We start from the raw sequence: 23,917 nt of genomic DNA on the forward strand, positions 1-23,917 counted from the left end.
TATTTTGTCTATTATGTGCAAAATGGAGCGTCTCATGAAACAGTATCCGTCGACCGATCTGAAACAAAATCTCGGTGACGTGCTTGCGGCTGCGAGCCAGCATCCCGTCTCTATCACCCGTCACAACAAGCCGAGATACGTCCTGATGAGCATCGAGACTTACGAGGCTCGCTTCGTCGACAACAGCCGCCGCGCTTACGCCGCCAACGATGCCCCATTAGAACATGTCGAGATGCTCGAGGAATACTCTGCAGAGTTGGATCGTGATTAAACCTGTTGCCGCCGAGAGCCCAGGCGCTTCCGGCTGAATGTCGACAATCATGCCAGGTCAGCGCTGCCCCTCATCCGCCCTTCGGGCACCTTCTCCCCGTATAGGGACGGGGAGAAGGGAAGTTGTCGCGAACGCTGGCGACCTCCCCTGCAACGTTGGCGATTGGCGAAACCGTCGATGACGGCTCCCCTCTCCCCGTCACTATACGTGGAGAGGATGCCGGTAGGCAGGTGAGGGGCAGCGCCAACGCCTGGAATAATGTTGGAGGAATTCGAAGACATCCATATCTGTGGTATCGCGAATATGGAGATCAGGCCGGCAGGGCGTAGCCTGACAGAGACGTGATCATTGAGGGACCAGGCATGCCATCGACCGAACTTTTGATCGCCTTCTTCGCCACCACCGCGATCTTTGCCTACATTCCCGGCCCCGCCATGCTTTATGCCGCCGCCCAGACGATGGCGCGCGGGCGCTGGTCGGGGTTGACGGCGGCGCTGGGCATCCATCTCGGCGGCTATGTGCATGTCTTTGCCGCCGCCGCAGGCCTGTCCGTTTTGTTCCACGCGGTGCCGCCGCTCTATCTGGCGGTCAAGCTCGTCGGTGCGCTCTATCTGATCTGGCTCGGTGTTTCCATGTTCCGCAAACGCACGGATGGCGATGCGGCTTTGCCCGTCATCGAGCGGAAATCGGCCCGTCGCGCCTTTTTCGAAAGCATCACCGTCGAGGTGCTCAATCCGAAGACGGCGATCTTCTTCATGGCGTTCCTGCCGCAATTCATCGACGCCTCGGCAACATTGCCGGTCTGGCTGCAGTTCGTCGTGCTCGGAACCATCGTCAACCTGATGTTCTCCTCGGCCGACATCGTTTGCGTGTTCCTGGCCGGCGCGATGATCGCGCGGCTGCGGCGCTCAGGGCGCGCGCAGCGCCTGATGCAGCGGGCGGGCGGCGCGGTGCTCGTCGGGCTGGGCGTCCATGTGGCCTTGCAGAAGAGCTGAACCGGCGGGCCGGCGTTGCGCTGGCCCGAATTGCGGTATATCCGCTTCGCTTTGAACGGCCCGCGCCATAATTTTGGCGCTGCACCCTAATTAAGTCTGGCCTGTTTTCGGGCCTGCCTCGAGTAAGATGATCAAGCAATATCTCCCTTCTCCGGAACCGTTGCATCGCACCATCGCCCGCTTCGGCGACGTCACTGTGCTGGTGGTGGGCGACTTCATTCTCGACCGCTTCGTCAGCGGCGTGATCGAGCGCATCTCGCCGGAAGCCCCCATCCCCGTGCTGCATGGAAGGGGCGAGACGGCGAACATGGGCGGCGCCGGCAATGTCGTCTCCAACATCGTTTCGCTGGGTGCAGCCGCTATACCCGTTTCGGTGATCGGCGCCGACCAGGCGGGCAACAATCTGATGCGCATGCTCGGCGAGATCGGCGTCGACACGGACGGGCTTCTGCAACGGCCGGACCGCATGACCTCGTCGAAAAGCCGCTTCAGCGCGCTCAACCAGCAGGTGCTGCGGTTCGACGAGGAAGAGATCAAGCCGCTTACGTCCGCCGAGCGGGCGAAGCTCATCGATCATTTCCAGGCGGCCCTTGGCCGCGCCGATATCGTCATCCTCTCCGATTACGGCAAAGGCATCCTGCTCGACGGCGTCGCCGGCGAGTTGATCGCGATCTGCCGCGATGCCGGCAAGCCGGTGCTGGTCGATCCGAAGGGTCGCGACTATACGCGCTATGCCGGCGCGACGGCGGTGACGCCGAACCGCAAGGAGCTTGGCGAGGCAGTCGGGCGCAAGGTGTTCGGCGACGACGAGATCGTGGCCGCTGCGCGCGACCTGATCGCCGCGCATGATTTCGAGTTCATCGTCGCCACGCGCAGCGAAAAGGGTATGAGCGTGGTCTCCGCCGAGGATGCCCGCCACATCTCCACCCAGGCGCGCGAAGTGTTCGACGTTTCCGGCGCCGGCGACACGGTCATCGCGAGTTTCGCGCTTTCGCTCGCCTCCGGCGCCGACCGGGTGCACGCAGCCGTCATTGCCAATGCTGCCGGCGGCGTCGTGGTGGGAAAACGCGGCACCGCGCGCCTGAAAGTCGAGGAGCTGTCCGGCGCGCTGTTTCGCTCACATGGGCCGACCGGGCATCAGGATGCCATCCTCGATTTCAATGCCGCGGCCAGGATGGTCGCCGCCTGGAAGGAAGAGGGGCTGACCGTCGGCTTCACCAATGGCTGCTTCGATATCCTGCATGCCGGCCATGTGAGCCTGCTGCATGCCGCGCGCAGCCAGTGCGACCGGCTGGTGCTTGGCCTTAACAGCGACGCCTCTGTGCACCGGCTGAAGGAGCCTGGGCGCCCGGTCAACAATCAGCACGACCGCGCCTGCGTGCTGGCAGCACTTGCCTCCGTCGATGCCGTTGTCGTCTTCGAGGAGGACACGCCACTCAAGCTGATCGAGGCGCTTTTGCCGGACATTCTGGTCAAGGGCGCGGATTACACGATCGAGACCGTGGTCGGCGCCGATGTGGTGCAGAAGGCGGGCGGGCGCGTGGTGCTGGTCGACCTCGTCGCCGGCAAGAGCACGACGAACACGATCGGCAAGCTGCGTGCCGCAAACTGAGGGTCTGATGTCCGATTTGAACGACTACCTGGTCCGCTCCGCGGCGGCGATCTCGGCGATGGTCGAGCGCGACCTGACCGGCGAGATGGAACGCGCGGTGAACACCGTGGTGACGGCGCTTTCGCAGGGCAAGGCGCTGCTGATCTGCGGCAATGGCGGATCGGCCAGCGATGCCATACACATCGCCGGCGAGCTGGTCGGCCGCTTCCTGAAGGAACGCAAGGCCTACAATGTCATCGCACTGCCGGCCAACGCCGCGGTGTTGACCGCCTGGGGCAACGACTATGGCTTCGACACCGTCTTCTCGCGCCAGGTCGAGGCGCATGGGTCGGAAGGCGCGGTGCTGCTGGCGATCTCGACCAGCGGCAATTCGCCGAGCATCCTTGCCGCCGCCGAGCAGGCGCGGGCGATGGGCATGACGGTGATCAGCCTGACCGGCGAGACCGGCGGCAAGCTGAAGCCGCTGACCGATATCCTGCTCAACGTGCCGTCGACCTCGACGCCGATCATCCAGCAGGGGCATCTGTGCCTCTACCACCATCTGTGCGAGGCGGTCGAAGCGCGTCTCAGCAATGGCTGAGCACGCGGGCTTTCCGCTTGCCGAGCCCGGCCTTTGGGTCGAGCGGACCAGCACCACGAACTTTCCAGCGGGCCGGGCGGCGTTGTTCCTCGACCGTGACGGCACGATCAATGTCGATACCGGCTATCCCGACGATCCGTCGGCCGTGGCACTGCGCGACGGCATCGCGCCGGTGATCGAGGCCGCGAACCAATGCGGCATTCCGGTGGTTGTCGTCACCAACCAGTCCGGCATCGCGCGCGGCTATTTCGGCTGGGAGGCATTCGCCCGGGTCAACGGGCGCGTGCTCGATCTGCTGGGTGAAAGGAATGCCTTCGTGGACATGGTGCTTGCCTGCGCCTACCACGAGGCGGGCAGGGGCGCGCTGGCCGTTGCCGATCATCCGATGCGCAAACCCAATCCGGGCATGCTGCTGGAGGCTGGACGTCGGCTTGGCCTCGACCTGAAGCGATCGCTGATCGTCGGCGACAAGCCGGCCGACATGCAAGCCGGCCAGCGCGCCGGCCTCGAGCGTGGCTGGCTCGTCGAGGGCGAAATCTCGACGATGGGCGGGCTCTCGGTTTCGCCGTTGCGCGATGCGACGGACCTCGAGGGCCTAGTCACCTGTGTACGATCGCTCTGATCGCATACTGATTCAGAATGGATCACCAAGTCGCTGTTTTTGCAGCAGTTCCATCATAAGCCGGCACATCAGGTCGGAAAGGCCACCAGCCCCTCATCCTTGACCCGGCGGATGGTCAAGGCGGTGCGCACGGTGTCCACGTTCGGGGCCGAAGCCAGTTGCTCGATGACGAATGTCTGGAAGGTGCCGAGGTCGCTCGCCACGCAATGCAGCAGGAAATCGGATTCGCCCGAGACCATCCAGGCGTCGCGCACGATCGGCCAGCCGCGCGTGCGCTCGGCGAAGGTTTTCAGCTCGGCATCGGCCTGATGATGCAGGCCGATAAGGCAGAAGGCGACGACATCCATGCCAAGCGCCGGCGCATTGAGGAGGGCTCGATAGCCTCGAATGATGCCGGCCTCTTCCAGCCGCCTGACGCGGCGCAGGCAAGGCGGCGCCGAGATGCCGACACGGCTCGACAGTTCGACATTGGTCATGCGCCCGTCTCCCTGCAGCTCGCGCAGGATCTTCCAGTCGATGGCGTCGAGGTCGGCTTTCAAGGGCATGGCGGTCTCGGCTCTTGCGCAAGAATCTTTCGCAATTTTGTAATTAAACGACTTTTGTGTCCGCGCCACCCCTCATCGGCGTGATTTTTCAGGCGTAACAAAAGTCGCGATTTAGCGAATACCTGTTGATTGCAGCTTTCCGGGGACGACGGTCCGTTCGTCTTGCTGCCATGGTTGGCAACCCTTACATTAACCGCGACAAACCACGGCCTTGCGCCGCAGGGGACTTTTTCATGAACACCAAGCATGCACCCGTTCTCATCATCGGCTCCGGCCCGGCCGGCTACACAGCGGCGGTCTATGCCGCCCGCGCCATGCTTCGGCCGATGCTCGTCGCCGGCCTGCAGCAGGGCGGCCAGTTGATGATCACCACCGATGTCGAAAACTATCCGGGCTTCGCCGATCCGATCCAGGGTCCCTGGCTGATGGAACAAATGCTCAAACAGGCCGAGCATGTCGGCACCGACATCATCAACGACATCATCACCGAGGTCGACATCAACGTGAGGCCGTTCCGCGCCACGGGTGATTCCGGTACCGTCTACACGGCGGATGCGCTGATCATCGCCACCGGTGCGCAGGCCAAGTGGCTGGGCATCCCGTCGGAGCAGACCTTCATGGGGTTCGGCGTTTCGGCCTGCGCCACCTGCGACGGCTTCTTCTATCGCGGCAAAGACGTCGCTGTCGTCGGAGGCGGCAATTCCGCGGTCGAGGAAGCGCTCTATTTGTCGAACCTCGCCAAGAGCGTCACCGTCATCCACCGCCGCAGCGATTTCCGCGCCGAGCGCATCCTGCGCGAGCGGCTGCTCAAGAAGGACAATGTCCGAGTCATCTGGGACACTGTCGTCGACGAGATCACCGGACGGCCGGGCAAGGCGCCGCTGCCGCCTTCGGTGGAAGGCCTGACGCTGCGCAATGTCGTGACCGGCCAGGAATCGAAGCTGCCGGTCGACGGCGTGTTCGTTGCGATCGGTCATGCGCCGGCAGTGGAGCTCTTTGCCGGCAAACTGAAGCAGAAGCCGAACGGCTATCTGTGGACGGCGCCGGATTCGACCCGCACCGACGTGCCCGGCGTGTTCGCCGCCGGCGACGTCACCGACGACATCTACCGCCAGGCGGTGACGGCGGCGGGACTTGGCTGCATGGCAGCGCTCGAGGCGGAAAAATACCTGGCCGGGATCGAGGTTCACCGCGAAGCAGCGGAATAACAAATCGGCTGAGACAAGCCGTTCAAAAGCCTGATTTTTCATTCAGACGCCAAAGGCAACGCGAGGGGAATCATGGCGCTGGACTGGGACAAATTACGCGTATTTCACGCAGCGGCGGAAGCTGGGTCGTTCACTCATGCCGCCGAGACGCTGCATCTGTCGCAATCGGCCATTTCGCGGCAGGTCAGCGCGCTGGAGCATGATGTCGGCGTAGCGCTGTTCCATCGCCATGCGCGCGGCCTGGTGCTGACCGAGCAGGGCGAGATGCTGTTCCGCACGGCACATGACGTGCTGATGAAGCTGGAAACCATCAAGACGCGGCTGACCGAGACCAAGGACCGGCCGTCGGGTGTGCTGCGGGTGACGACGACAGTGGGCCTGGGCGCCGGCTGGCTGACCGAGCGCGTGCAGGAGTTCATCGAGCTTTATCCAGAAATCAGCCTGCAGCTGATCCTCGCCAATGAGGAGCTCGACCTCACCATGCGCCAAGCCGATTGCGCCATCCGACTGCGCCAGCCGCAGCAGCCGGACCTTATCCAGCGCCGGCTGTTCACAGTGCATTTCCATCTCTATGCGGCGCCGTCCTATATCGCGAAGTTCGGCAAGCCGGCCTCGATCGCCGAACTCAGGAACCATCGCATCGTCACCTTCGGCGTGCCGGTGCCGTCGCATCTGTCGGAGCTGAACTGGTTGGAGACGGTCGGCGATTTCGAGGGCGCGCAGCGCGTGCCGACGCTGCAGATCAACGACATCCTGTCGATCAAGCGGGCGGTGCAGGGCGGCGCCGGCATCGCCATGCTGCCCGACTACGTCATCAGCAAGGACACGAACCTGATCCAGCTGCTGCCGGAGACCGAGGTGCCGTCCTTCGACACCTATTTCGCCTATCCCGACGCGATGAAGAACCAGGCGAAGCTGCACGTCTTCCGCGATTTCATCATCGCGAAGGCTCGCAGCTGGTCCTACTAGCAGGGTGTGTCGATATTCAGGTGAGGCCGGCCTGCGAAGGGCGGCTTCCTGCGCTTCCGGTGCTCACGTAGTTCAAGTACGCTCCGCTCCGGCCTTCGCCGGCCGAAGCTCTCATAAGCATTCCGCTCTGTGAAGGCTACGGCCGGCGCAGGCCGGTTCTCGGCAGCCACCATTCTCGACTCGGCCCGACCTGAATCTCGGCGCACCCTGGACGGCTCATCCGCGCCACGGCGTCAGCCGAGGCAGCCAGCCGGGCACAGCGCGGCGGTAGACCTCGTATTCTCCGCCATAGCGGTTGGCGAGCGTCGGCTCTTCGTAGATTTTGACGAAGGAGACCATCGCCGCCGCGGCGATGAGGCCGTAGACCAGCACCGCCCAGCTTGAAAAGATCAGCGCCTGGCCGAGGATGATCGCCAGCACGGCCATGTACATTGGGTTGCGCACATGGCGGTAGATGCCGCCGACCACCAGTTTCTCGGTCGGCGCCACGGGGGCGGGCGTGCCGAGGCCCTCGAGGGCAAAACGAGCGAAGGCGTGGAGCAGGATCGCGGCCGCTCCGACCACGAGAATGGAGCCCGCGGCCACGAAACCCGGCACAGCCGCCAAAGGCTTGCGATAATGGTCGGTCAGCAGCCAGGGCATCAGTCCGGCGACAACGCCTGGCGCGACGACAAGGAATAGCGCGCTGCCGGCGATTGCCGAAAAAGTTCGCATCATCGGTCTCCTGCCGTAAAAATAAACTTGGCTTGCCGAAAACAGCATCATTTTGCCGACTTGCATATTTCAGAGCAAAATCGGCCCGGTTTCCCATTTTTGCAGCCGCTTCAGATCCGAAAGCGCGCCGGAATCGGCGATTTTTCTGGTCCTATGAGTTTCGGGAACAGGTTGGACCACAGCCTGCGTCTTTTTGCATGCGTGTGTTGCAAAATAGATGCTTGTTTCTTGGGCATGATGAGCACATATATATTCACATCTCCAGGGCGCGTTCTCCTCCCATTAGCGCCCTCGAGTGTTCCCCTCTGGAGGTTAGCCTTAATCGGCACTTCCAATCAAACTCAGCCGGATCTTTATTGATCCGGCTTTTTTGTTGCCCGTATGCCTTCGAGCCGGGAAGAAAACGACTGAATCCGCCGCGTAACAGTGACATGTAACATCGGGTAACATGTCGCAGACGCACTCCATCGATTAAGTGGATCATAGGACGCGGTTGGTCGGTTCGGGAGATGGGGGCATCACTCGAAATGACCGGGCTCAGGCAGCTACCGCGTCCGAACCATTTGCCCGGATACGGCGAACCCGCCGTTGCCTCCCAGGAAGTCGGTCCGCAATAAAAGCGGCGTCCGGTTCAACCGGACGCCGCTTTCACAATCGTCAGCAGAAGCTCGGTCAGGCAGCCTTGCCATTGGCGTTCATCGCCTCGTCGGCGAGGCGGCCAGTGAGCTCGGCCATGTGGTCGAACGCTGCCTTGTAACTGGCGACGCCGGCCGTTGCGGAGCGCAGCTCGATGATCAGGTCACCGATTTCGGCCTGCGGCATGGTCGCCTCGACCACGTCCCAGCCCGGCCAGTCAGGGCGTGCGTCGTAACCGAGGATCTGACCGCGCCGCTGCGGGATCAGCGCGATGATCTTCGAGGTCGCGTCGGAGGGCGTGACGATCTCCACCTTCATCACCGGTTCCAGCAGGACCGGCGAACAGGCCGTCATGCCTTCCTTCATCGCGAGCTTGGCGGCCATCTGGAAGGCCATGTCGGAGGAGTCGACCGCGTGGTAGGACCCGTCCGACAGGTTGACGGCGACATCGACGACCGGGAAGCCGAGCGGACCCGTCTTCAGATAGTCGCGAACGCCCGTCTCGACCGACTGGATGTAGGTCTTCGGCACCACGCCGCCAGTGATGGTGTCGGAGAACTGGAAACCCGAGCCGCGCGGCAGCGGCTTGATCTCGATCACCACGTCGCCGAACTGGCCGTGGCCGCCGGACTGCTTCTTGTGGCGGCCGCGCTGCTGTGCCGATTTGCGGATGGTTTCACGGTAGGGCACCGCCGGTGCATGACCCTCGATCGGAATCTGGTTCTTGCCCTCGAGGCGCTCGCGCACCACGCGCAGGTGCATTTCGCCGTGGCCCGACAGGACGGTTTCGGCGGAGTCCTGATTATGGCGCAGGCTGAGCGAGGGGTCTTCCTCGGCAAGCCGCTGGATGGCCGCCGACATCTTGACCTCGTCCTTGCGCTCCTTGGGGCGAAGCGCGAAGGCAAAGACGGGCTGCGGCGGCTCCAGCGCGATCAATGGCCGGATGCCGCCCTTGGCCGAACTCAGCGTCTGGCCGGTCTTGACGTTGTCGAGCTTGCCGAGCGCGACCGTGTCGCCCGCCTTGGCCGATGTCAGCTTCGACTGGTCCTTGCCGAGCATGCTGTAGATGCCGGAAACCTTCGCCGTGTCACCATTGGAGAGGAAAAGCTCGGCCGCGTCTGCCAATTGGCCGGAGAGCAAGCGCGACACCGAAAGCTTGCCGCCATGCGCGGTGTGGATTGTCTTCATCACCTGCACCACCGTCTGGCCGTCCGGCGCGCCAAGGCGCTTCCTCGTTGCCTCGATATCCGGCGCATCGTGGCGAATGGCCTTCAACAGGCGCAGCACGCCATTGCCCTTCTCGGCTGTGCCGATCAGCACCGGCGTCACCGCGCCGGCGCGCAGGTCGGCCGAGAGATCGTCGAAGATCGCATCCTTCGGCGGCTCGATCTCCTCCAGCAACTGCTCCATCAGGTGATCGTCGTGGTCGGCGAGCGTCTCCAGCATGGAGAAACGGGCTTCCAGTTCGCGCGCCTTGTCATCGCCCGGAATGTCGGCGACTTCGCTCTCGGCGTATTCCCGGTAGATATAGGCGCGTTCCAGCGCCAGATCGATCGAGCCGATAACGACGCCGTCCTTGCGCACCGGGATCTGGCGCAGCAGCAGCGGCACCGAACTTGCCGGCTGCAGCATCTTCAGTGTGTCGCGCACGCCGGCAATCGCCTTGTCGACCTTGTTGAGGAACAGGATGCGCGGCACGCCGAGATCGTCGAGCTTGCGCATGATGAGCTGGAGCGCCGGGATCTTCTTTTCGTCGGCCTCGGCGACAACGACCGCGAGGTCGCAAGCGGCAAGCACCGGTTCGGCCTCGAAGGCGAATTCGATGGAGCCGGGGCAATCGACGAAGGTGAGCTGCTCGCCCATGAAATCGGTGGTGGCGAAAGTCGCCTCGACGCTCATGGCATGGGCGCGGGCCTCGGGCGAATGATCGGAAACGGTGCTGCCCGATGAAACGGGTGACTGGCGGGGAATGGCGCCCGTGCGGGCGAGTATTGCTTCGAGAAGTGTCGTCTTACCGCTTGCAAAGGGACCGACTATGGCAATGCATTTCGGTCCCGTGCGTCGTCCTCCGGCGCGAGTACCCATGGCTGACCTCCACTCAGGCGTTTCCCAAGAGAGCGATCAGCAAAGTGGAAACCGGTTTTTGCGTCCGATCGCACCCTATGCAGAGCGGCGGCCGGCCTGTTCGGCCGTCGCGGGCGGGGTTTATCCACCCCTTCCCAAGGCCATCGTCACACGGGTTTGCCGGGAGGGCAAGAAAAATAGGATATTCGCCGGCTTGGGTTCGTCAGGCCGCCATTTTCCTGTTTGTCGGGCCGTGACGGCAAGAGCGCAGCCGCTAAAAAGGCAAACCGGCGGCTGCCAATTGGGCCGTCCGCGCCACCCATCGATGGTGATGGTTGAGAAGTCAGAACCGGAAGGTGTCAATAAAGGCTCAGCCGGCCTCGGTTCGGCGCGCCGGCCTGGCTGGGCTCTGCTTCACTGCCGTTTCGGCAAAGCGTGACAGCAGCGGATTGAACAGGTCCGGTTTTTCCCAGAAGGGTGCATGGCCGGCGCCGGATATGACATGGCACTGTTCCCACAGCGAGGCGTAGGCCACTGTCTCGAAGTAGCTCAGCCGCACGAGCGGGTCATGCTCTCCATTGATCACCGCGACCGGGAACGGGGCACTCTCGACCACCTGTTTCTGGTCGGCGCCCTTGCCGGCAAACATGCCGAACGCCACGCCCGAGCGCAGCCTGCCGTCGGTGCGCCTTATGGCCTCGCGGAAAGACGGACTTGCGCTGTCGCCGAAGCAAAACGTCTCAAAGCGCTCGATGTCGCGTTCGGAGTAAACTTTCTTGGAGGTGAGAAGCATGTCCCAGTTGGCATGAAAGCCACGCAGCATGCCGAGCGGCCCCCTCGACACCGGCGGCGCCCCGGTCAGCACCAGACCGTTCACCGCCGGGTGGAAGCTGGCAAGTTCAATCGCTACATGGCCGCCAAGCGACCAGCCGAAGATGATCGCGTGGCCGATGTTCAGGGCATCGAGAAGCCGGGCTGTGGCCTGGGCGAGGCCGGTAATCGTATAGACTGCGGCCGGGTCGCGGGCATCGGAGGAGTCGCCGTGGCCGGGAAGGTCGAAGGCGATGAGCCGGTGGGCATCGGCGAGCGGACTGTCGAACTGACGGGCAAAAACGGCGCGCGAACTGCCCGAGCCGTGGATCATGACGATGGGCATGCCGGAACCGGACGACTGGCTGAGGCGCAGATCGGCCTGCGGCGTGCGGATTGTGCGGTCAGTGACGCTCATGCTGGATTAGATCTCAGATTTGGCTGGTGGCCAACATCGCATCCGGGGCTCTATATCTTCTTTAAACAAGTGGTTAAGAGAGGATTTCTGGAAATAGACGGCCGGCGTGACCACCGGCTGCATGGCAAGCACCTGTGGAATCGCGACGATGGAACCAGTCCTCGATCTTCTTGTCTCGATCTGCAGCATCGCGACCATCGGCCAATATGTCTGGTCGATGCGGGCGCATTTCCAACTGCAGGCCATGTTTCCAGGCGCCATGGTGATTTCGGCAGTGGTGATTGCTACGGCGCTTCTCTTTCTCGCCATACTGTGGTTCCAATCGCAGCCGGTTCCGGCAAAGCTCACCGGGCTCGCCGTCGAACTGGCAAGCTCTGCCCTGTTCTGGTGGGCGATTGTCACGTCGCGCAAGGCGCGGCTGCACTTCGCCTTCGCGCCCGGCAATCCGCACAGCCTGCTGACCGATGGCCCCTACCGCTATATCCGCCACCCTTTCTACTCGTCCTACATCATCTTCTGGATTGGATGGGGGATCGCGACCTGGTCGATCTGGGCGGTGGTGCCGGTCGCCGGGATCGCCGTCCTCTATGTGGTTGCGGCGCTGGGCGAAGAAAAGAAATTTTCGCGTACTCTGTTGGCGGGCCACTACCAGGCCTATCGCGGTCGAGCCGGCCTGTTCTGGCCGCGGCTGGGGTGGTAGCCGACACCAGGGCAGGGCAGGGTCTGCCCAACGGAAGGATTGCCAGATGAAGATCATTGCGTGCGGCAGCGTGCCGACGATCGTCGCGCCGGAGGCGTATTTCACCGGGCGAGTGCTGCAGACGCCGATCATCGAGAAGGAAGCGCCGGCGCGGCTGCGGGCCACGCTAGTCAATTTCGAGCCCGGCGCACGCACCCATTGGCACACGCATCCGCTCGGGCAGACGCTCTATGTCACCGCTGGCGCCGGACTTGCCCAGACTTGGGGCGGGCCGATCCAAACGATCAGGGCAGGGGACGTCGTTTCCTTCGCGCCTGGCGAGAAGCACTGGCATGGCGCCGGATGGAAAACCGCCATGACCCATATCGCCATGCAGGAGGCGCTGGACGGTGTCCACGCCGACTGGCTGGAGCAGGTTTCCGACGAGCAATATGGTGGCTGATTAGCGCTCGACCAAAAACCCGGCTTCGTGAACGGATCCCCGAAAGTTGGACACAACCTTCGGGGGCCACCTCACGAAGCCGGGCTTTTCTCGGTGGCTGCCGCGTTGTCGATCAGGTCAGCGACGCGGTAAAGCGCTGGATGCGCGTGCAGGCTTCCTCCAGCAGCGCATCCGACGTGGCGTAGGAGATGCGGAAGTTCGGTCCGAGGCCAAAGGCCGAGCCAAACACCACCGCGACACCTTCGGCCTCCAGCAATTCCGAGCAGAAGGCCTCGTCATTGTCGATCACCTTGCCCGTCTTGGTCTTCTTGCCGATCAACTGGGCGCAGGACGGGTAGACGTAGAAGGCGCCTTCCGGCGACGGGCAGCTGATGCCGCGCGCCTGGTTGAGCATCGAGACGACGAGGTCGCGCCGGCCCTGGAAGATCGCCTTGTTCCTGGCAATGAAGTCCTGCGGGCCGTTGAGCGCCTCGACGGAGGCCCATTGCGCGATGGTGCAGGCGCCCGAGGTCTGCTGGCCCTGGATCATGTCCATCGCCTTGATGAGCGGCACCGGGCCGGCGGCGTAGCCGATGCGCCAGCCGGTCATGGCATAGGCTTTCGACACACCGTTCATGGTCAGTGTGCGCTCGTAGAGGCTGGGCTCGACCTCGGCGATGGTCTTGAAGACGAAGTCGCCATAGGTCAGGTGCTCATACATGTCGTCGGTCAGCGTCCAGACATGCGGATGCTTGAGGAGCACATCGGCCAAAGCCCGCAGTTCGGCCTCCGTGTAGGCGGCGCCCGACGGGTTCGACGGCGAATTCATCAAGAGCCACTTGGTCTTCGGCGTGATCGCCTTTTCCAGCACTTGCGGTGTCAGCTTGAAGCCGTTCTCGATCGAGGTGTCGGCGAAGACCGACGTGCCGCCGCAGATCGCCACCATTTCGGGATAGCTCACCCAGTAGGGGCGCGGGATGATGACTTCGTCGCCTGGGTTCAGCGTGGCCATGAAGGCGTTGAACAGGATCTGCTTGCCGCCGGTGCCGACGATGGTCTGCTCCGGCCGGTAATCGAGATTGTTCTCGCGCTTGAACTTCTTGGCGATCGCCTCGCGCAGCGGCACGATGCCGGAAACCGGCGGGTACTTGGTCTCGCCACGGCGGATCGCGTCGATCGCCGCGTTCTTGATGTTGTCGGGCGTATCGAAGTCCGGCTCGCCGGCGCCGAGGCCGATCACGTCACGGCCGGCATTTTTCAGCTCACGCGCTTTCTGCGTCACCGCGATGGTCGCGGAAGGCTTAACGCGGGAAAGGGCGTCGGCAAGAAAGGCCATGACAAAATGTCTCCTAGGAAAGCGGCCAGCAGCGGCCGCGGCGCCTCTCATGTCGCATCATCTCGCCAAGCGCAAGCATTGTGCGATGAGCCAGAGGTCAAGGAGGCGTGAGCGGCAACGCTAAATTCATCAACCACCGGTAAACCCTTGGCTGGCAGGATGGCTGATTGAATTCCGCTTGTTTCGCGGAGCGAGGGACCTTTGTCGCGCAGCATCGGGCTTGCCCACATCATCCGTCATGATGACGGCACCTCGACCGGTGTCTGGGGCATCTATACGCTGCAGAGCGCGTTCCAGCCGATCTTCGCCTTCAAGGAAGGCAAGCTTTCGGTCGCCGCTTTCGAGGGGCTGATCCGGCCGTTTCGCGACGGCGAGCCGCAATCGCCGCCGGCATTTTTCGGCACCTGCCCGGCTGGCGACCGGCTGCATATCGAGGCGCTGACGCGCACGCTGCATCTTCTGAACGCCGGCGCCTGCCTGCCGCAAGAGGCATCCGTCTTCGTCAATTTCGACCCGTCGGTCTTCACCGATCGCAGCATTGTCGACAAGGCGCTGCGCGACATGCGGCTGGTGCTGCACGAAGCCGGCATCGATCCGCGCCGCATCGTCTGCGAGGTCACCGAGCAGAAGTCGGCTTCGCAGGAAGCGCTCTACGATTTTGTCGAGGCGCTGAGGGCCAATGGCTTCCGCATCGCGGTTGACGACTATGGCGCCGATGAATCCGACATCAATCGGATCAAGGAGCTCAAGCCCGACATCGTCAAATTCGATGCGCATTGGATTACCCATCTGATGGAGTCCGGCGCCGGCTTCGCGTTGCTGACGACGATGGTGCGGAGCTTCGAAAACCAGGGCATCCGCACCGTCTTCGAAGGTATCGAGGAAGGCTGGCAATTGGAGCTTGCCGAGAAATCCGGGGCCTCCATGGTGCAAGGCTATGTGCTTGCCCGGCCCGAACTTGCCCCCACCAGCTTTCGCGTTTTCGGCGAGGGCGCGCAGCCACCTTCAGCCGAAGGGAGCAAGACACCAGCAGCCGCAAGTCCGGCGGCGGCGTCGCACGCGCGGCCGGCAAGAGTATTCGGGCGCAAGGTCGCGCCATGAGCGAAAGGCGTGAGAGGCGGCGCAATGTCGCCAAGGCGATCTTCGCCGACGAGATCGGCCTCCATTTCGGCATCTATGGCGAGTTCAGGCTGTGGAGCGCCTACCAGCCGATTTTCGCGCCGGAGGGCGAGGCACTCAGGGCGGTCGCCGTCGAGGGGCTGATCGAGCCGCGCCGGATCGCCGAGCCGGTGGCCCCGTCGATGTTCTTCGACGGCATTCCCGCGTCGGACCGGCTGTTTGTCGAAACGATGTGCCGGATGCTGCATCTCGGCAATTACCGCAATATCGGCGTCGAGGGACTTACGCTGTTCTTCAACTACAACCCGAAGATCAACGACCATCTCGGGCGGGCGCTTGCCGAAATCCGGCTTATGACCAGGCATCTGGGCGATTTCGAGCTGACGCCGGACCTGCTGGTCTGCGAGATCACTGAACAAGCGGCCGACGACCGGGTACTTACCAGCCTGGTGCGCGAAATGCGGCGCGATGGCATCCGTATTGCCATCGACGATTTCGGCACGGGACATTCGACCGAGGCGCGCATCGATCTGCTTGCGCCCGACATCGTCAAGATCGACGGCGCCTGGTTTGGAGAGCTCTGCCGGCATGCCGCCGCCGAGCGCTTCTTCCGGCCACTGGTGGCGATGCTGCACGAGCGCGGCGCCAAAGTGCTGGTCGAAGGCATAGAACACGCCCAGCATTTGCGCGTCGCGCTCGAGGGCGGCGTCGACCTGCTACAGGGTTTCCATCTCGCCCGCCCGGCGCCCGCCGGCACGGTCTTCAAGGAAGAACCGCTTTCCGTCGACGCTCTGCTCGACGCCGACAACAAGGTCATGCCCCTGCATCAGCGTCGCTGATGCTTGACCCAAACAGACGCATCAGCGTCGCGGATGCTTGATCTCCCAAGGATGCATCAGCGTCATTGATGGTTCTTCTCAAAAACAAATCACTGGATGAGACCGGCCAAGGCGCGTTAGAGGCTTCTGATCAGACGCGCGAGGTATGTGGCATGATCCTTTACGACATGGCCGACAGCGGCAATTGCTACAAGCCGCGGCTGTTGATGGCCAAGCTCGGCATTCCCTTCACCCGGGTCGAGGTGAGCTCGCACACCGGCGAGACGCGCAGGCCCGACTACGTCGCCAAGAATCCGAATGCGATGGTGCCGATGCTCGAGCTCGACGACGGCAGGCGCATCGCCGAATCCAACGCGATCCTGCTTTACCTCGCCGAAGGCACGCGCTTCCTGCCGGGCGACAAATATGAACGCGCGCTGGCTTACCAATGGCTGTTCTTCGAACAATACAGCCATGAGCCCTATATCGCGGTGCGCAAGGCGCTTTTGACCTTCCCGGAACGAGCGAAGGACGCTACGCCGGACCGGCTCGCCGTGACGCTGGAGCGCGGCAATAAGGCGCTGGGCGTCATGAACAGGCATCTGGAGCAGAACGAATTCTTCGCCGGCAACGCCTATAGCGTCGCCGACATCGCTTTATACGCCTACACCCACACCGCCGAGATGGGCGGCTTCCAACTCGACGCCTATCCGGCAGTCGCCGCATGGCTGAAGCGCGTCGAGGCGGACAAGGGGCATGTGCCGATCGAGTGGATGGGGTAATTTCTCACGCGATCGCCGCTTTGCGCCTGACCTGTGCGGGCGCGTCAACACGCCGCTCGGTATGCCTACGGCCGTAGGCGGCTATTTCAAAAGGCGTTCATATTCGGAGTGGGTGCCGATCCAAACCAGATCATGTCGTCCTGGTCCCGGACTGCAACAGCGCGGTAATTCAGGTCAACACGAGCTGACCAGTAACGTCCAACCCGCTTGAAATGAAGCGAAGGATGAAACGGATCTGCACGCAGCTTTGCGAAGCTGCTGTCAGCCTTCACTCTGATTGCTTTAGGTAGTTAATCATAGGCGTCCCAAAACGAAGGGGCGGCAAAGTGATTCACAAAGGCCGGGTCCGGCCTGCGCGGTGGTCGGCCAGAGCTTGCTCTGCAAGCTTGTCCAGCCGGCCCGCCGTCGCATCGGCTTCGATTTGCTTATCCCACAAATCAGCCTGCAGAGCCTCGAACCAAGTACCATTGGCGTATGACCAAGCTTGAACAGATCGAAAAATCCGTCTCCGAACTCAGCCCCGAGGAGCTGAAGTCGCCGGAAATCAGGCAACAAAAAAGGCGGGCAATGCCCGCCTTCCTCTGCCGGTAGCCTGATCGGGAGCGTCTGGTCCGGGCTGGCAGCTATCTGCTGTTCCAGCTTGTCGGGTCTTTTCGCTCCGGCGCGCTTCTCGCGCGACCGTCAGTACATCCGTGACTTGCCGCGCGCCCCGAACCTTCGCCCGGCGCGCGCTATCGCCAAATCAGGCTGCCTTGCTCAGAGACCCAGCAGCGGACTTGCCGGTACGGCGGTCCTGCTCGATCTCGAAGTTGATCTTCTGGCCTTCAGCCAAGCTGGTCATGCCAGCGCGCTCAACAGCGGAGATGTGGACGAAAACGTCCGCGCCGCCATTGTCAGGCTGGATGAAGCCGTAGCCCTTGGTGGCGTTAAACCACTTGACCGTACCAGTTGCCATATAGAATGCCCTTCACATTTGCTTTTGTTTGACCGGACCAACGTCCGGCCGGCGGTATCGAAACTTTGGAGATAGACGTCAGCAAACGCGAAGATCGCGGCCCGATCGATCGGCCAAATTCAATGTTGCGGATATAGGATAGTTTGAGCAAGAAAACAAGACGGGTCGCTTGGGCGCTGCCGGCATGCCGTCCGCATCGAAGGGAATGGGAGCGGGGCATGGAAGTTTTGACAGCGGCAGCGCGTTGTGGAGGGATGAGACGCTTGCCGTCCAGGGAGTGGAACCATGAAGACCATTGTGCTTGCCGCCTGCTTCCTGCTTGTGGCCGCCGAGGCGCAGGCGGTCTCGCGCTACGATCCGACCCGCATGAGCTGCAACCGGGTGCAGGCGACGATCGGCAGACAGGGCGCCGTCATCCTGCGCTATCAGTCGACGCGCGTGCCGGGGCTGCCACTCTACGATCGCTACGTGCGCGACGAGCGCTTCTGCAACGCGGGCGAACTGAGGGCGCGCGCTTACGTGCCGAGCGCCGATACCAGATCCTGCGCGGTCTATGTCTGCAAGCGCCCGGATTTCGAACGGCGTTTCCGCCGCCGGTTCCTGCAAGACTGATACCTGCGGGTAGAGACGAGACGTCCTCAGAACCCGAACGAGGCCTGCGCGGCCGGCGGCGGGCCGACGCGAACGCCTTCCATGGCCAGCATCTTTTCCTTGGTGGCCGAGCCGCCCGGCGCGGAGAAGCCGCCGATCTTGCCGCCGGCTGCAAGGATGCGATGACACGGAATGACCAGCGGCACCGGGTTGGCGCCAAGCGCCGCACCCGTTTCGCGCGGAAGGCCGGCATGACCGGCACGCTTGGCCAGTTCGCCATAGGTGGTGGTCTGGCCGAAGCCGAGCTTGCGCGCGGCGTCGTAGATGGCGAGGCGGAAATCGTCGACGCCGTCGAGATCGACCGGCACGCCGGAGAAGTCGACATCCTCGCCGGCCGCATAGGCTTTGATAGAGGCGATCAGGTCGACCACCCAGGACGGCTGGCCTGTCGAGGCAGAGACGCCGGGGTGGCGAAGCAGCCGGCGCTCAACCGCTTCGCGGCTGCGCTCCGGCAGGCAAAGCCGGATCAGGCCTTTCTCGCTCCAGGCAATGCCCATGAAGCCGATCACTGTTTCTAACACTGCGTGGCCGGCCGTGATCTGGGATGTGGGTTTCATGGCGTATTCCTTCCGGAAAACAGCGAAAAACGAGTACATATCCAGAACAATATGGCACTTGTGCCCTGTTGTCGCCACCCGAAAACCGCCGGGTGGCACCGATTGCCGGGTGTGAATCGCTGGTGTAAGGACTTCTTAACAACCGACAGACCGGACCCTCACGGCTTGCCAGCTAAAATCATCATCACCGCGATCGGCGTGCTCATTGCAGCGGCCGGTCTCAGCGGTTGCACCTCGACCTCGCAAATGAAGGCCGCGCCCACGCTTGCGGAAGCCTCGACGCCTGTCGTCACGGACGACACGCCGACGCTTGCGCTGCCCGAAACGGTGGCCGTGTTGCCGGAGCCTTCCGGCCTTGCGCAGGTGCAGACCGCGGCGCTGACCGGCGACGCCGTCGCCATGGCAACCACGCCAGGTGCGCCCGGGACGCAGGACGCGCTTTTGCCGCCACCTGTCCAGCCTGGCGCGCCGCAGCCCGGCGTGACGTTGGCGCAACCCGCGGCCTTCGCCGGAGCGACGCCGGCCGTCGGCCAGTTTCCGCCGCCGCCGGTGCTGACGGCCGGTGGCTCACCGACCGGCCCAGGATCCATCAAGCAAGCGGCGTCCATCAGCAAAGCGGCGGTCTACACGACCGCGGGCGTCGCCATGCCGGTCACCGGCCAGTCGGCGAAAATTGCTCCGATGCCCGGCGTCCAGCAGGTCGCTTATATGGTGCCGGAAAACCCGGCGCTGCTGGCTGCACCCGGCCAGCCCGAACAGCACGCCAGCGGCCCGCGCGGCGAGATCGAGCGGCTGATCGAGAAATATTCGGCGATCTATGAAGTGCCGGTCGAGCTGGTACGCCACGTCGTCAACCGCGAGAGCACCTTCAACCCGAAAGCCTTCAATCACGGCCATTGGGGGCTGATGCAGATCAAGCATGCGACGGCGCGCGGCATGGGCTATGACGGGCCGGCGACTGGTCTTTTCGACGCCGAGACCAATCTCAAATATGCGGTGAAATATCTGCGCGGCGCCTGGCTGGTTTCGGGCGGCAACGCCAAGCGTGCCGACACGCTCTACCAGACCGGCTATTACTACGACGCCAAGCGCAAGGGCCTGCTCGAGGCAACGGGGCTTGGCCTCGACCGCAAGCGGCACCGCTTGCCGCCGGACGCCTGAGCGGACGGCGCAGTCCCAGGCGGCGTTTCGAGACAGCGCCATGCATGAAAACACGACGCCCCGACCGCCGGCTCCCAACGACATCCGCCTGCGCAAGGTTCTAGACGACACGCTGGCCGCGCCGCATTGGCCGGAGGACTTCGTCATGCGAGCGTTCGAACATCGGGATGCGCAGGCCCTGCACGCGCTTTTGGAAGAGGTGTTCGATGACGGCGCCGACGGGCCGTTCGACGATTGGTGGCCGCGCATTGCCGGCGATGCCGAGTTCGATCCCGCTCTCTGTTTCCTGGCGATCGACGGCAAGGGCTTGCTGGCGGGCGCAGCGCTTTGCTGGACGTCCGGTTTCGTCAAGGATCTCGCCGTCCATCCGGAGTCCAGAAGGCAGGGCCTCGGCGAGGCGCTGATGCGGCACGTGTTCCTGACCTTCCGCGAGCGCGGGGCGGACCGTGTCGATCTCAAGACCAATACGGTGGAGAACACCGCGGCCTTCAGGCTCTACGAGCGTCTCGGCATGACCCCGGTCGCTTGGGAAGGCTGAGGCCTGCAGGGTGCCGCAACCACCTGGTCGCCGGCATTGTGAACTCCTTCACATAGGCTGACGTTAGGACATGCTAATGCGTCGTCGTGCCGGGCGGCCGATCGGCGGATCGACGCTGGCAAGGCGTCGGAGGAGGCTGTGCCGGCATGCGTCAGCCACTCCCAGGCGGGCTCCGGGGCGGGGGTTTCGGAGCCCGTCCGCTTTCGCGCGAAGTGAGGTGGACGGAACGGGCCAGCGACGCGGTCGGGCCGACCGAGGTCGGCTTTAACGAGCCGCCGGCCTGGTCGGCGCGCTCAAGCATGGGAACTCTAAGCGGCGTCGCGCATTCAACGCGGGGGCCTTGATGAGCCGCGACCTACGTCGCGGGTCGCGCAGGAGGTCCGCAACCCCGTGAAACTTGCATCTGCATTCCTGGCCGCCGGCATCTTGCTGGGCGTTGTTCAAGCGCGAGCCGTGGAACTGTCGATCGTGTCGGGCGATACCGGCAACGGCATCAAGGTGCTGCGCGAGATACTCGATCGTTACGAGAAGAAGAGCGGCAACAAGGTCGACATCGTCGTCATCCCGCCTTCGACCACCGACCAGTTCGGGCAATACCGGCTTTGGCTTGCCGCCGGCAGCAGCGATATCGACGTCTATCAGACCGACGTCATCTGGGCGCCGCAACTTGCCAGCCAACTGGTCGACCTGACGGAGGCGACCAGGGATGTCGTCGCCGAGCATTTTCCGTCGATCATCAAGTCGCAGACGGTCAACGGCAGGCTGGTCGCCCTGCCGATCTTCACCGACGCGCCGGCGCTCTACTACCGCAAGGATCTGCTCGACAAATACGGCGCCAAGGTGCCGACCACCTGGAAGGAGCTGCAGGACACCGCCAGGCTGGTGATGGACAAGGAGCGGGCGGCCGGCAACAAGGACATCTGGGGTGTCGTCTTCCAGGGCAATGCCTATGAGGGGCTGACCTGCAACGCGCTCGAATGGGTGATGTCGAATGGCGGCGGCGGGATCATCGAGCCGGACGGCGCGATCTCCATCAACAACCCACAAGCGGCGGCCGCGCTCGAGATGGTCAAGGGCTGGATCGGCGCAATAGCGCCGCCGGGCGTGCTCGCCTATCAGGAGGAAGAAGCGCGCGGCGTCTGGCAGACCGGCAACGCGGTCTTCATGCGCAACTGGCCCTATGCCTATGCGCTCGGCAACAGCGAGAATTCGCCGATCAGGGGCAAGTTCGACGTGGCGCCGCTGCCGGCAGGCACGGGCGAAGGCGCGCATCCGGTCGCGACGCTCGGCGGCTGGAACCTTGCCGTCTCCAAATATTCGAAACATCCGAATGCTGCGATCGAGCTGGTCAAGTTCGTCGCGTCGCGCGAGATGCAGAAATACCGGACGCTGAAGACATCCAACCTGCCGACCATCGCAGCACTTTACGACGACCCCGACATCGCCCGGCAGCAGCCGATCGTGCCGCGCTGGAAGCCGATCTTTCTCAACGCGCAGCCGCGGCCCTCGGCAACCGCCAGGATCAAATACAACGAGGCGTCCAGCCAGTTCTGGACGGCCGTGCACAACACGATCTCCGGCCAAGGCGCTGCCGCCGACAATCTGGCCGATCTCGAGGCGAGGCTGACCAGGCTGAAGGGCAAGGGCTGGTGACCGCGGCAAGGCGGTCGCCGCTGATGCGCCGGCGCGAGCGCATGGCATGGCTGTTTCTGGCGCCGATGCTTTTCGTGCTCGCCGCCGTCGCCGGCTGGCCGTTCCTGCGCACAGTCTATTACAGCTTCACCGACGCCTCGCTGGCCGATCTCGACGCAAGGCAATGGGTGGGCTTCGACAACTACTTCTCGATGCTCAAGATGCCGAGCGGCCGGGTTCTCTATGACGGGTTGCTGGTCGATCCGGTCTGGTGGCGCGCGGTGTGGAACACAGTGCGCTTCGCCGTGGTGTCGGTGGCCTGCGAGACGGTGCTGGGCATGGTCGTGGCCCTTGCGCTCAACGCCGAATTCCGGGGACGCGGCATCGTGCGGGCGGCGATCCTCATCCCCTGGGCGATCCCGACGATCGTCTCGGCCAAGATGTGGCAGTGGATGCTCAACGACCAGTTCGGCATCATCAATGCCGTGCTTCTCAACCTCGGCCTGATCCACGCCAAGATCGCCTGGACGGCCAGCGCCGACACCGCGATGATCGCCGTGCTGATCGTCGATATCTGGAAGACGACGCCGTTCATGGCGCTGCTGATCCTGGCGGCGCTGCAGATGCTGCCGCGCGAGATCGTCGAGGTGGCGAGGCTCGACGGCGCGAGTCCGTGGCAAATTTTCTGGCGGGTGACGTTGCCGCTGATCCGCCCGGCGGTGATGGTGGCGGTGATCTTTCGCGCGCTCGACGCGCTGCGCATCTTCGACCTGATCTACGTGCTGACGCCCAACAACGTCCAGACCAAGTCGATGTCGATCTTCGCGCGCGAGAGCCTGTTCGAGTTCGACAAGTTCGCCTATGGCTCGGCCGCCTCGACGGTGCTTTTCCTGATCATCGGCCTACTTACCATCGCCTATATCCGGATCGGCCGGCTGAGCCTGGACGGAGGCCGCTGACATGAGAATGCTGAAGCGCGCCGGCTTCTATCTCCTGCTTCTGGCGATCGTCTTCGTCGCGGTCTTCCCGTTCTACTACGCTGTCGTCACCAGCCTGAAATCGGGGACCGAGCTGTTCCAGGCAGGCCTCTGGCCGCGATCGTTCAGCCTTGCCAATTACCGCAACGTGCTGACCGAAGGTCCCTTCCTGCGCAATCTCGTAAATTCGCTCATCGTTTCCGGCGCGGTCGTCGCGGTTTCGCTGCTGCTCGGCGTCACCGCGGCTTACGCGCTGGCGCGCATCCGTTTCCGCGGGCGCTCGGTGCTGATGCTCGCCATCCTGTCGGTCTCGATGTTTCCGCAGGTCGCAGCACTTGCCGGTCTGTTCGAGATCATCCGGGCGCTGCACCTCTACAATTCGCTGTTGGCGCTCATCCTGTCCTACATGATCTTCACCTTGCCGTTCACCGTCTGGGTGCTCACCACTTTCGTGCGCGACCTGCCGGTCGAGATCGAGGAGGCGGCGATCCTCGACGGCGCCGGGCCATGGACGATCCTCACGCGCATCTTCCTGCCGCTGATGTGGCCGGCGCTCGCCACCACCGGCCTGCTCGCCTTCATCAGCGCCTGGAACGAGTTCCTATTCGCGCTCACCTTCACCTCCACCAACACGCAGCGCACCGTGCCGGTGGCGATCGCGCTGCTCTCCGGCAACTCGCAGTTCGAGATTCCCTGGGGCAACATCATGGCCGCCTCGGTGATCGTCACCGTGCCGCTGGTGGTGCTGGTGCTGATCTTCCAGCGCCGCATCGTCTCCGGCCTCACCGCCGGCGGGGTGAAGGGCTAGTCGCTTCAGGAACAAAGC

General features: G+C 63.4%; 25 protein-coding genes. 18 read left to right on the plus strand and 7 right to left on the minus strand.

Annotated features, from left to right (window positions below):
• Positions 1-34 precede the first annotated feature (34 nt).
• The 5 genes from RFM98_RS25890 (at position 35) to RFM98_RS25910 (ending at position 4,080) form a co-directional block, all read left to right on the plus strand.
• Positions 35-271 carry a type II toxin-antitoxin system Phd/YefM family antitoxin gene (locus tag RFM98_RS25890; RefSeq protein WP_320311452.1) on the plus strand — a complete coding sequence of 79 codons (237 nt, stop codon included), beginning with the start codon at positions 35-37 and terminating at the stop codon, positions 269-271.
• 362 nt (positions 272-633) lie between these two features.
• Positions 634-1,266, plus strand: a complete 633-nt coding sequence (locus tag RFM98_RS25895; RefSeq protein ID WP_320311453.1) for a LysE family translocator — start codon at positions 634-636, stop codon at positions 1,264-1,266.
• Between the two features lie 127 nt (positions 1,267-1,393).
• Positions 1,394-2,878: a D-glycero-beta-D-manno-heptose-7-phosphate kinase gene (gene rfaE1, locus RFM98_RS25900; RefSeq protein WP_320311454.1), complete on the plus strand. Its 1,485-nt coding sequence runs from the start codon at positions 1,394-1,396 to the stop codon at positions 2,876-2,878.
• Between the two features lie 7 nt (positions 2,879-2,885).
• Positions 2,886-3,458, plus strand: coding sequence for a D-sedoheptulose-7-phosphate isomerase (locus RFM98_RS25905; protein ID WP_320311455.1), 573 nt, complete (start codon positions 2,886-2,888; stop codon positions 3,456-3,458).
• Positions 3,451-4,080, plus strand: a complete 630-nt coding sequence (locus tag RFM98_RS25910; protein ID WP_320311456.1) for a D-glycero-alpha-D-manno-heptose-1,7-bisphosphate 7-phosphatase — start codon at positions 3,451-3,453, stop codon at positions 4,078-4,080. The genes RFM98_RS25905 and RFM98_RS25910 overlap by 8 nt, the downstream gene beginning before the upstream one ends.
• A gap of 68 nt (positions 4,081-4,148) precedes the next feature.
• Here the strand turns inward: RFM98_RS25910 and RFM98_RS25915 are convergent, their stop codons facing one another.
• Entirely contained in the window at positions 4,149-4,625 is a 477-nt protein-coding gene (locus RFM98_RS25915; RefSeq protein ID WP_320217112.1) for an Lrp/AsnC family transcriptional regulator, read from the minus strand.
• Between the two features lie 233 nt (positions 4,626-4,858).
• On the opposite strand from RFM98_RS25915, the gene trxB reads away from it, so the two are divergent.
• Both trxB and RFM98_RS25925 read left to right on the plus strand, forming a co-directional pair.
• The gene (gene trxB / locus RFM98_RS25920; RefSeq protein ID WP_320311457.1) at positions 4,859-5,833 is read left to right on the plus strand and encodes a thioredoxin-disulfide reductase; all 975 of its coding nucleotides are present in this window, start codon (positions 4,859-4,861) and stop codon (positions 5,831-5,833) included.
• A gap of 72 nt (positions 5,834-5,905) precedes the next feature.
• Positions 5,906-6,802: a LysR family transcriptional regulator gene (locus tag RFM98_RS25925; protein ID WP_140754530.1), complete on the plus strand. Its 897-nt coding sequence runs from the start codon at positions 5,906-5,908 to the stop codon at positions 6,800-6,802.
• A 216-nt stretch (positions 6,803-7,018) separates the two neighbouring features.
• Here the strand turns inward: RFM98_RS25925 and RFM98_RS25930 are convergent, their stop codons facing one another.
• The 3 genes from RFM98_RS25930 to RFM98_RS25940 form a co-directional block, all read right to left on the minus strand.
• A complete protein-coding gene (locus tag RFM98_RS25930; RefSeq protein WP_320311458.1) occupies positions 7,019-7,516 on the minus strand; it encodes a methyltransferase family protein in 498 nt (165 codons plus the stop codon).
• A gap of 672 nt (positions 7,517-8,188) precedes the next feature.
• On the minus strand, positions 8,189-10,237 hold the full coding sequence (locus tag RFM98_RS25935; protein ID WP_320311459.1) for an elongation factor G: 2,049 nt from the start codon (positions 10,235-10,237) through the stop codon (positions 8,189-8,191).
• A gap of 349 nt (positions 10,238-10,586) precedes the next feature.
• Positions 10,587-11,444 (minus strand): alpha/beta fold hydrolase, encoded by an 858-nt coding sequence (locus tag RFM98_RS25940; protein WP_320311460.1) that lies wholly within the window; start codon positions 11,442-11,444, stop codon positions 10,587-10,589.
• Between the two features lie 148 nt (positions 11,445-11,592).
• Here RFM98_RS25940 and RFM98_RS25945 point away from each other — a divergent pair, with 148 nt between their 5' ends.
• Both RFM98_RS25945 and RFM98_RS25950 read left to right on the plus strand, forming a co-directional pair.
• Positions 11,593-12,144 carry a methyltransferase family protein gene (locus RFM98_RS25945; RefSeq protein ID WP_320311461.1) on the plus strand — a complete coding sequence of 184 codons (552 nt, stop codon included), beginning with the start codon at positions 11,593-11,595 and terminating at the stop codon, positions 12,142-12,144.
• Positions 12,145-12,190: 46 nt separating this feature from the next.
• Positions 12,191-12,586, plus strand: a complete 396-nt coding sequence (locus RFM98_RS25950; RefSeq protein ID WP_320311462.1) for a (R)-mandelonitrile lyase — start codon at positions 12,191-12,193, stop codon at positions 12,584-12,586.
• A gap of 112 nt (positions 12,587-12,698) precedes the next feature.
• On the opposite strand, the gene RFM98_RS25955 is transcribed toward RFM98_RS25950, so the two are convergent.
• Positions 12,699-13,901: a pyridoxal phosphate-dependent aminotransferase gene (locus tag RFM98_RS25955; RefSeq protein ID WP_320311463.1), complete on the minus strand. Its 1,203-nt coding sequence runs from the start codon at positions 13,899-13,901 to the stop codon at positions 12,699-12,701.
• A 201-nt stretch (positions 13,902-14,102) separates the two neighbouring features.
• Between RFM98_RS25955 and RFM98_RS25960 the strand changes: the two genes are divergently transcribed.
• The 3 genes from RFM98_RS25960 to RFM98_RS25970 all read left to right on the plus strand — a co-directional run bounded on the left by RFM98_RS25960 (position 14,103) and on the right by RFM98_RS25970 (position 16,620).
• Positions 14,103-15,002 carry an EAL domain-containing protein gene (locus RFM98_RS25960; protein WP_320311464.1) on the plus strand — a complete coding sequence of 300 codons (900 nt, stop codon included), beginning with the start codon at positions 14,103-14,105 and terminating at the stop codon, positions 15,000-15,002.
• Positions 14,999-15,859, plus strand: a complete 861-nt coding sequence (locus RFM98_RS25965) for an EAL domain-containing protein (RefSeq protein WP_320311465.1) — start codon at positions 14,999-15,001, stop codon at positions 15,857-15,859. Before RFM98_RS25960 ends, RFM98_RS25965 begins: the two co-directional genes overlap by 4 nt.
• Positions 15,860-16,011: 152 nt before the next feature.
• On the plus strand, positions 16,012-16,620 hold the full coding sequence (locus RFM98_RS25970; protein ID WP_320311466.1) for a glutathione S-transferase family protein: 609 nt from the start codon (positions 16,012-16,014) through the stop codon (positions 16,618-16,620).
• A gap of 742 nt (positions 16,621-17,362) precedes the next feature.
• Here RFM98_RS25970 and RFM98_RS25975 read toward each other — a convergent pair.
• On the minus strand, positions 17,363-17,575 hold the full coding sequence (locus tag RFM98_RS25975) for a cold-shock protein (protein ID WP_027168154.1): 213 nt from the start codon (positions 17,573-17,575) through the stop codon (positions 17,363-17,365).
• A gap of 285 nt (positions 17,576-17,860) precedes the next feature.
• Here RFM98_RS25975 and RFM98_RS25980 point away from each other — a divergent pair, with 285 nt between their 5' ends.
• A complete protein-coding gene (locus tag RFM98_RS25980) occupies positions 17,861-18,187 on the plus strand; it encodes a hypothetical protein (RefSeq protein WP_320217125.1) in 327 nt (108 codons plus the stop codon).
• 26 nt (positions 18,188-18,213) lie between these two features.
• Here RFM98_RS25980 and RFM98_RS25985 read toward each other — a convergent pair whose 3' ends face one another.
• Positions 18,214-18,783 (minus strand): methylated-DNA--[protein]-cysteine S-methyltransferase, encoded by a 570-nt coding sequence (locus RFM98_RS25985; protein ID WP_320311467.1) that lies wholly within the window; start codon positions 18,781-18,783, stop codon positions 18,214-18,216.
• Between the two features lie 165 nt (positions 18,784-18,948).
• Here RFM98_RS25985 and RFM98_RS25990 point away from each other — a divergent pair, with 165 nt between their 5' ends.
• From RFM98_RS25990 to RFM98_RS26010, 5 genes are all read left to right on the plus strand, one after another.
• Entirely contained in the window at positions 18,949-19,944 is a 996-nt protein-coding gene (locus RFM98_RS25990; RefSeq protein WP_320311468.1) for a transglycosylase SLT domain-containing protein, read from the plus strand.
• 40 nt (positions 19,945-19,984) lie between these two features.
• Positions 19,985-20,482 (plus strand): GNAT family N-acetyltransferase, encoded by a 498-nt coding sequence (locus RFM98_RS25995; protein ID WP_320311469.1) that lies wholly within the window; start codon positions 19,985-19,987, stop codon positions 20,480-20,482.
• A gap of 390 nt (positions 20,483-20,872) precedes the next feature.
• Positions 20,873-22,135: an ABC transporter substrate-binding protein gene (locus RFM98_RS26000; protein ID WP_320311470.1), complete on the plus strand. Its 1,263-nt coding sequence runs from the start codon at positions 20,873-20,875 to the stop codon at positions 22,133-22,135.
• A gap of 23 nt (positions 22,136-22,158) precedes the next feature.
• On the plus strand, positions 22,159-23,073 hold the full coding sequence (locus RFM98_RS26005) for a carbohydrate ABC transporter permease (protein WP_320311480.1): 915 nt from the start codon (positions 22,159-22,161) through the stop codon (positions 23,071-23,073).
• Position 23,074: 1 nt separating this feature from the next.
• The gene (locus RFM98_RS26010) at positions 23,075-23,899 is read left to right on the plus strand and encodes a carbohydrate ABC transporter permease (RefSeq protein WP_320311471.1); all 825 of its coding nucleotides are present in this window, start codon (positions 23,075-23,077) and stop codon (positions 23,897-23,899) included.
• Positions 23,900-23,917: the final 18 nt, after the last annotated feature.

Origin of the sequence: Mesorhizobium australafricanum, assembly GCF_033977265.1 — a bacterium.
GTDB lineage: Bacteria > Pseudomonadota > Alphaproteobacteria > Rhizobiales > Rhizobiaceae > Mesorhizobium > Mesorhizobium australafricanum.

Excerpts from the sequence above, each read along its gene's own strand:
- RFM98_RS25890 (WP_320311452.1), top strand. The coding sequence starts at position 35 with ATGAAACAGTATCCGTCGACCGATCTGAAACAAAATCTCGGTGACGTG.
- RFM98_RS25895 (WP_320311453.1), top strand. The coding sequence starts at position 634 with ATGCCATCGACCGAACTTTTGATCGCCTTCTTCGCCACCACCGCGATC.
- rfaE1 (WP_320311454.1), top strand. The coding sequence starts at position 1,394 with ATGATCAAGCAATATCTCCCTTCTCCGGAACCGTTGCATCGCACCATC.
- RFM98_RS25905 (WP_320311455.1), top strand. The coding sequence starts at position 2,886 with ATGTCCGATTTGAACGACTACCTGGTCCGCTCCGCGGCGGCGATCTCG.
- RFM98_RS25910 (WP_320311456.1), top strand. The coding sequence starts at position 3,451 with ATGGCTGAGCACGCGGGCTTTCCGCTTGCCGAGCCCGGCCTTTGGGTC.
- RFM98_RS25915 (WP_320217112.1), bottom strand. The coding sequence starts at position 4,625 with ATGCCCTTGAAAGCCGACCTCGACGCCATCGACTGGAAGATCCTGCGC.
- trxB (WP_320311457.1), top strand. The coding sequence starts at position 4,859 with ATGAACACCAAGCATGCACCCGTTCTCATCATCGGCTCCGGCCCGGCC.
- RFM98_RS25925 (WP_140754530.1), top strand. The coding sequence starts at position 5,906 with ATGGCGCTGGACTGGGACAAATTACGCGTATTTCACGCAGCGGCGGAA.
- RFM98_RS25930 (WP_320311458.1), bottom strand. The coding sequence starts at position 7,516 with ATGCGAACTTTTTCGGCAATCGCCGGCAGCGCGCTATTCCTTGTCGTC.
- RFM98_RS25935 (WP_320311459.1), bottom strand. The coding sequence starts at position 10,237 with ATGGGTACTCGCGCCGGAGGACGACGCACGGGACCGAAATGCATTGCC.
- RFM98_RS25940 (WP_320311460.1), bottom strand. The coding sequence starts at position 11,444 with ATGAGCGTCACTGACCGCACAATCCGCACGCCGCAGGCCGATCTGCGC.
- RFM98_RS25945 (WP_320311461.1), top strand. The coding sequence starts at position 11,593 with ATGGAACCAGTCCTCGATCTTCTTGTCTCGATCTGCAGCATCGCGACC.
- RFM98_RS25950 (WP_320311462.1), top strand. The coding sequence starts at position 12,191 with ATGAAGATCATTGCGTGCGGCAGCGTGCCGACGATCGTCGCGCCGGAG.
- RFM98_RS25955 (WP_320311463.1), bottom strand. The coding sequence starts at position 13,901 with ATGGCCTTTCTTGCCGACGCCCTTTCCCGCGTTAAGCCTTCCGCGACC.
- RFM98_RS25965 (WP_320311465.1), top strand. The coding sequence starts at position 14,999 with ATGAGCGAAAGGCGTGAGAGGCGGCGCAATGTCGCCAAGGCGATCTTC.
- RFM98_RS25970 (WP_320311466.1), top strand. The coding sequence starts at position 16,012 with ATGATCCTTTACGACATGGCCGACAGCGGCAATTGCTACAAGCCGCGG.
- RFM98_RS25975 (WP_027168154.1), bottom strand. The coding sequence starts at position 17,575 with ATGGCAACTGGTACGGTCAAGTGGTTTAACGCCACCAAGGGCTACGGC.
- RFM98_RS25980 (WP_320217125.1), top strand. The coding sequence starts at position 17,861 with ATGAAGACCATTGTGCTTGCCGCCTGCTTCCTGCTTGTGGCCGCCGAG.
- RFM98_RS25985 (WP_320311467.1), bottom strand. The coding sequence starts at position 18,783 with ATGAAACCCACATCCCAGATCACGGCCGGCCACGCAGTGTTAGAAACA.
- RFM98_RS25995 (WP_320311469.1), top strand. The coding sequence starts at position 19,985 with ATGCATGAAAACACGACGCCCCGACCGCCGGCTCCCAACGACATCCGC.
- RFM98_RS26005 (WP_320311480.1), top strand. The coding sequence starts at position 22,159 with ATGCGCCGGCGCGAGCGCATGGCATGGCTGTTTCTGGCGCCGATGCTT.
- RFM98_RS26010 (WP_320311471.1), top strand. The coding sequence starts at position 23,075 with ATGAGAATGCTGAAGCGCGCCGGCTTCTATCTCCTGCTTCTGGCGATC.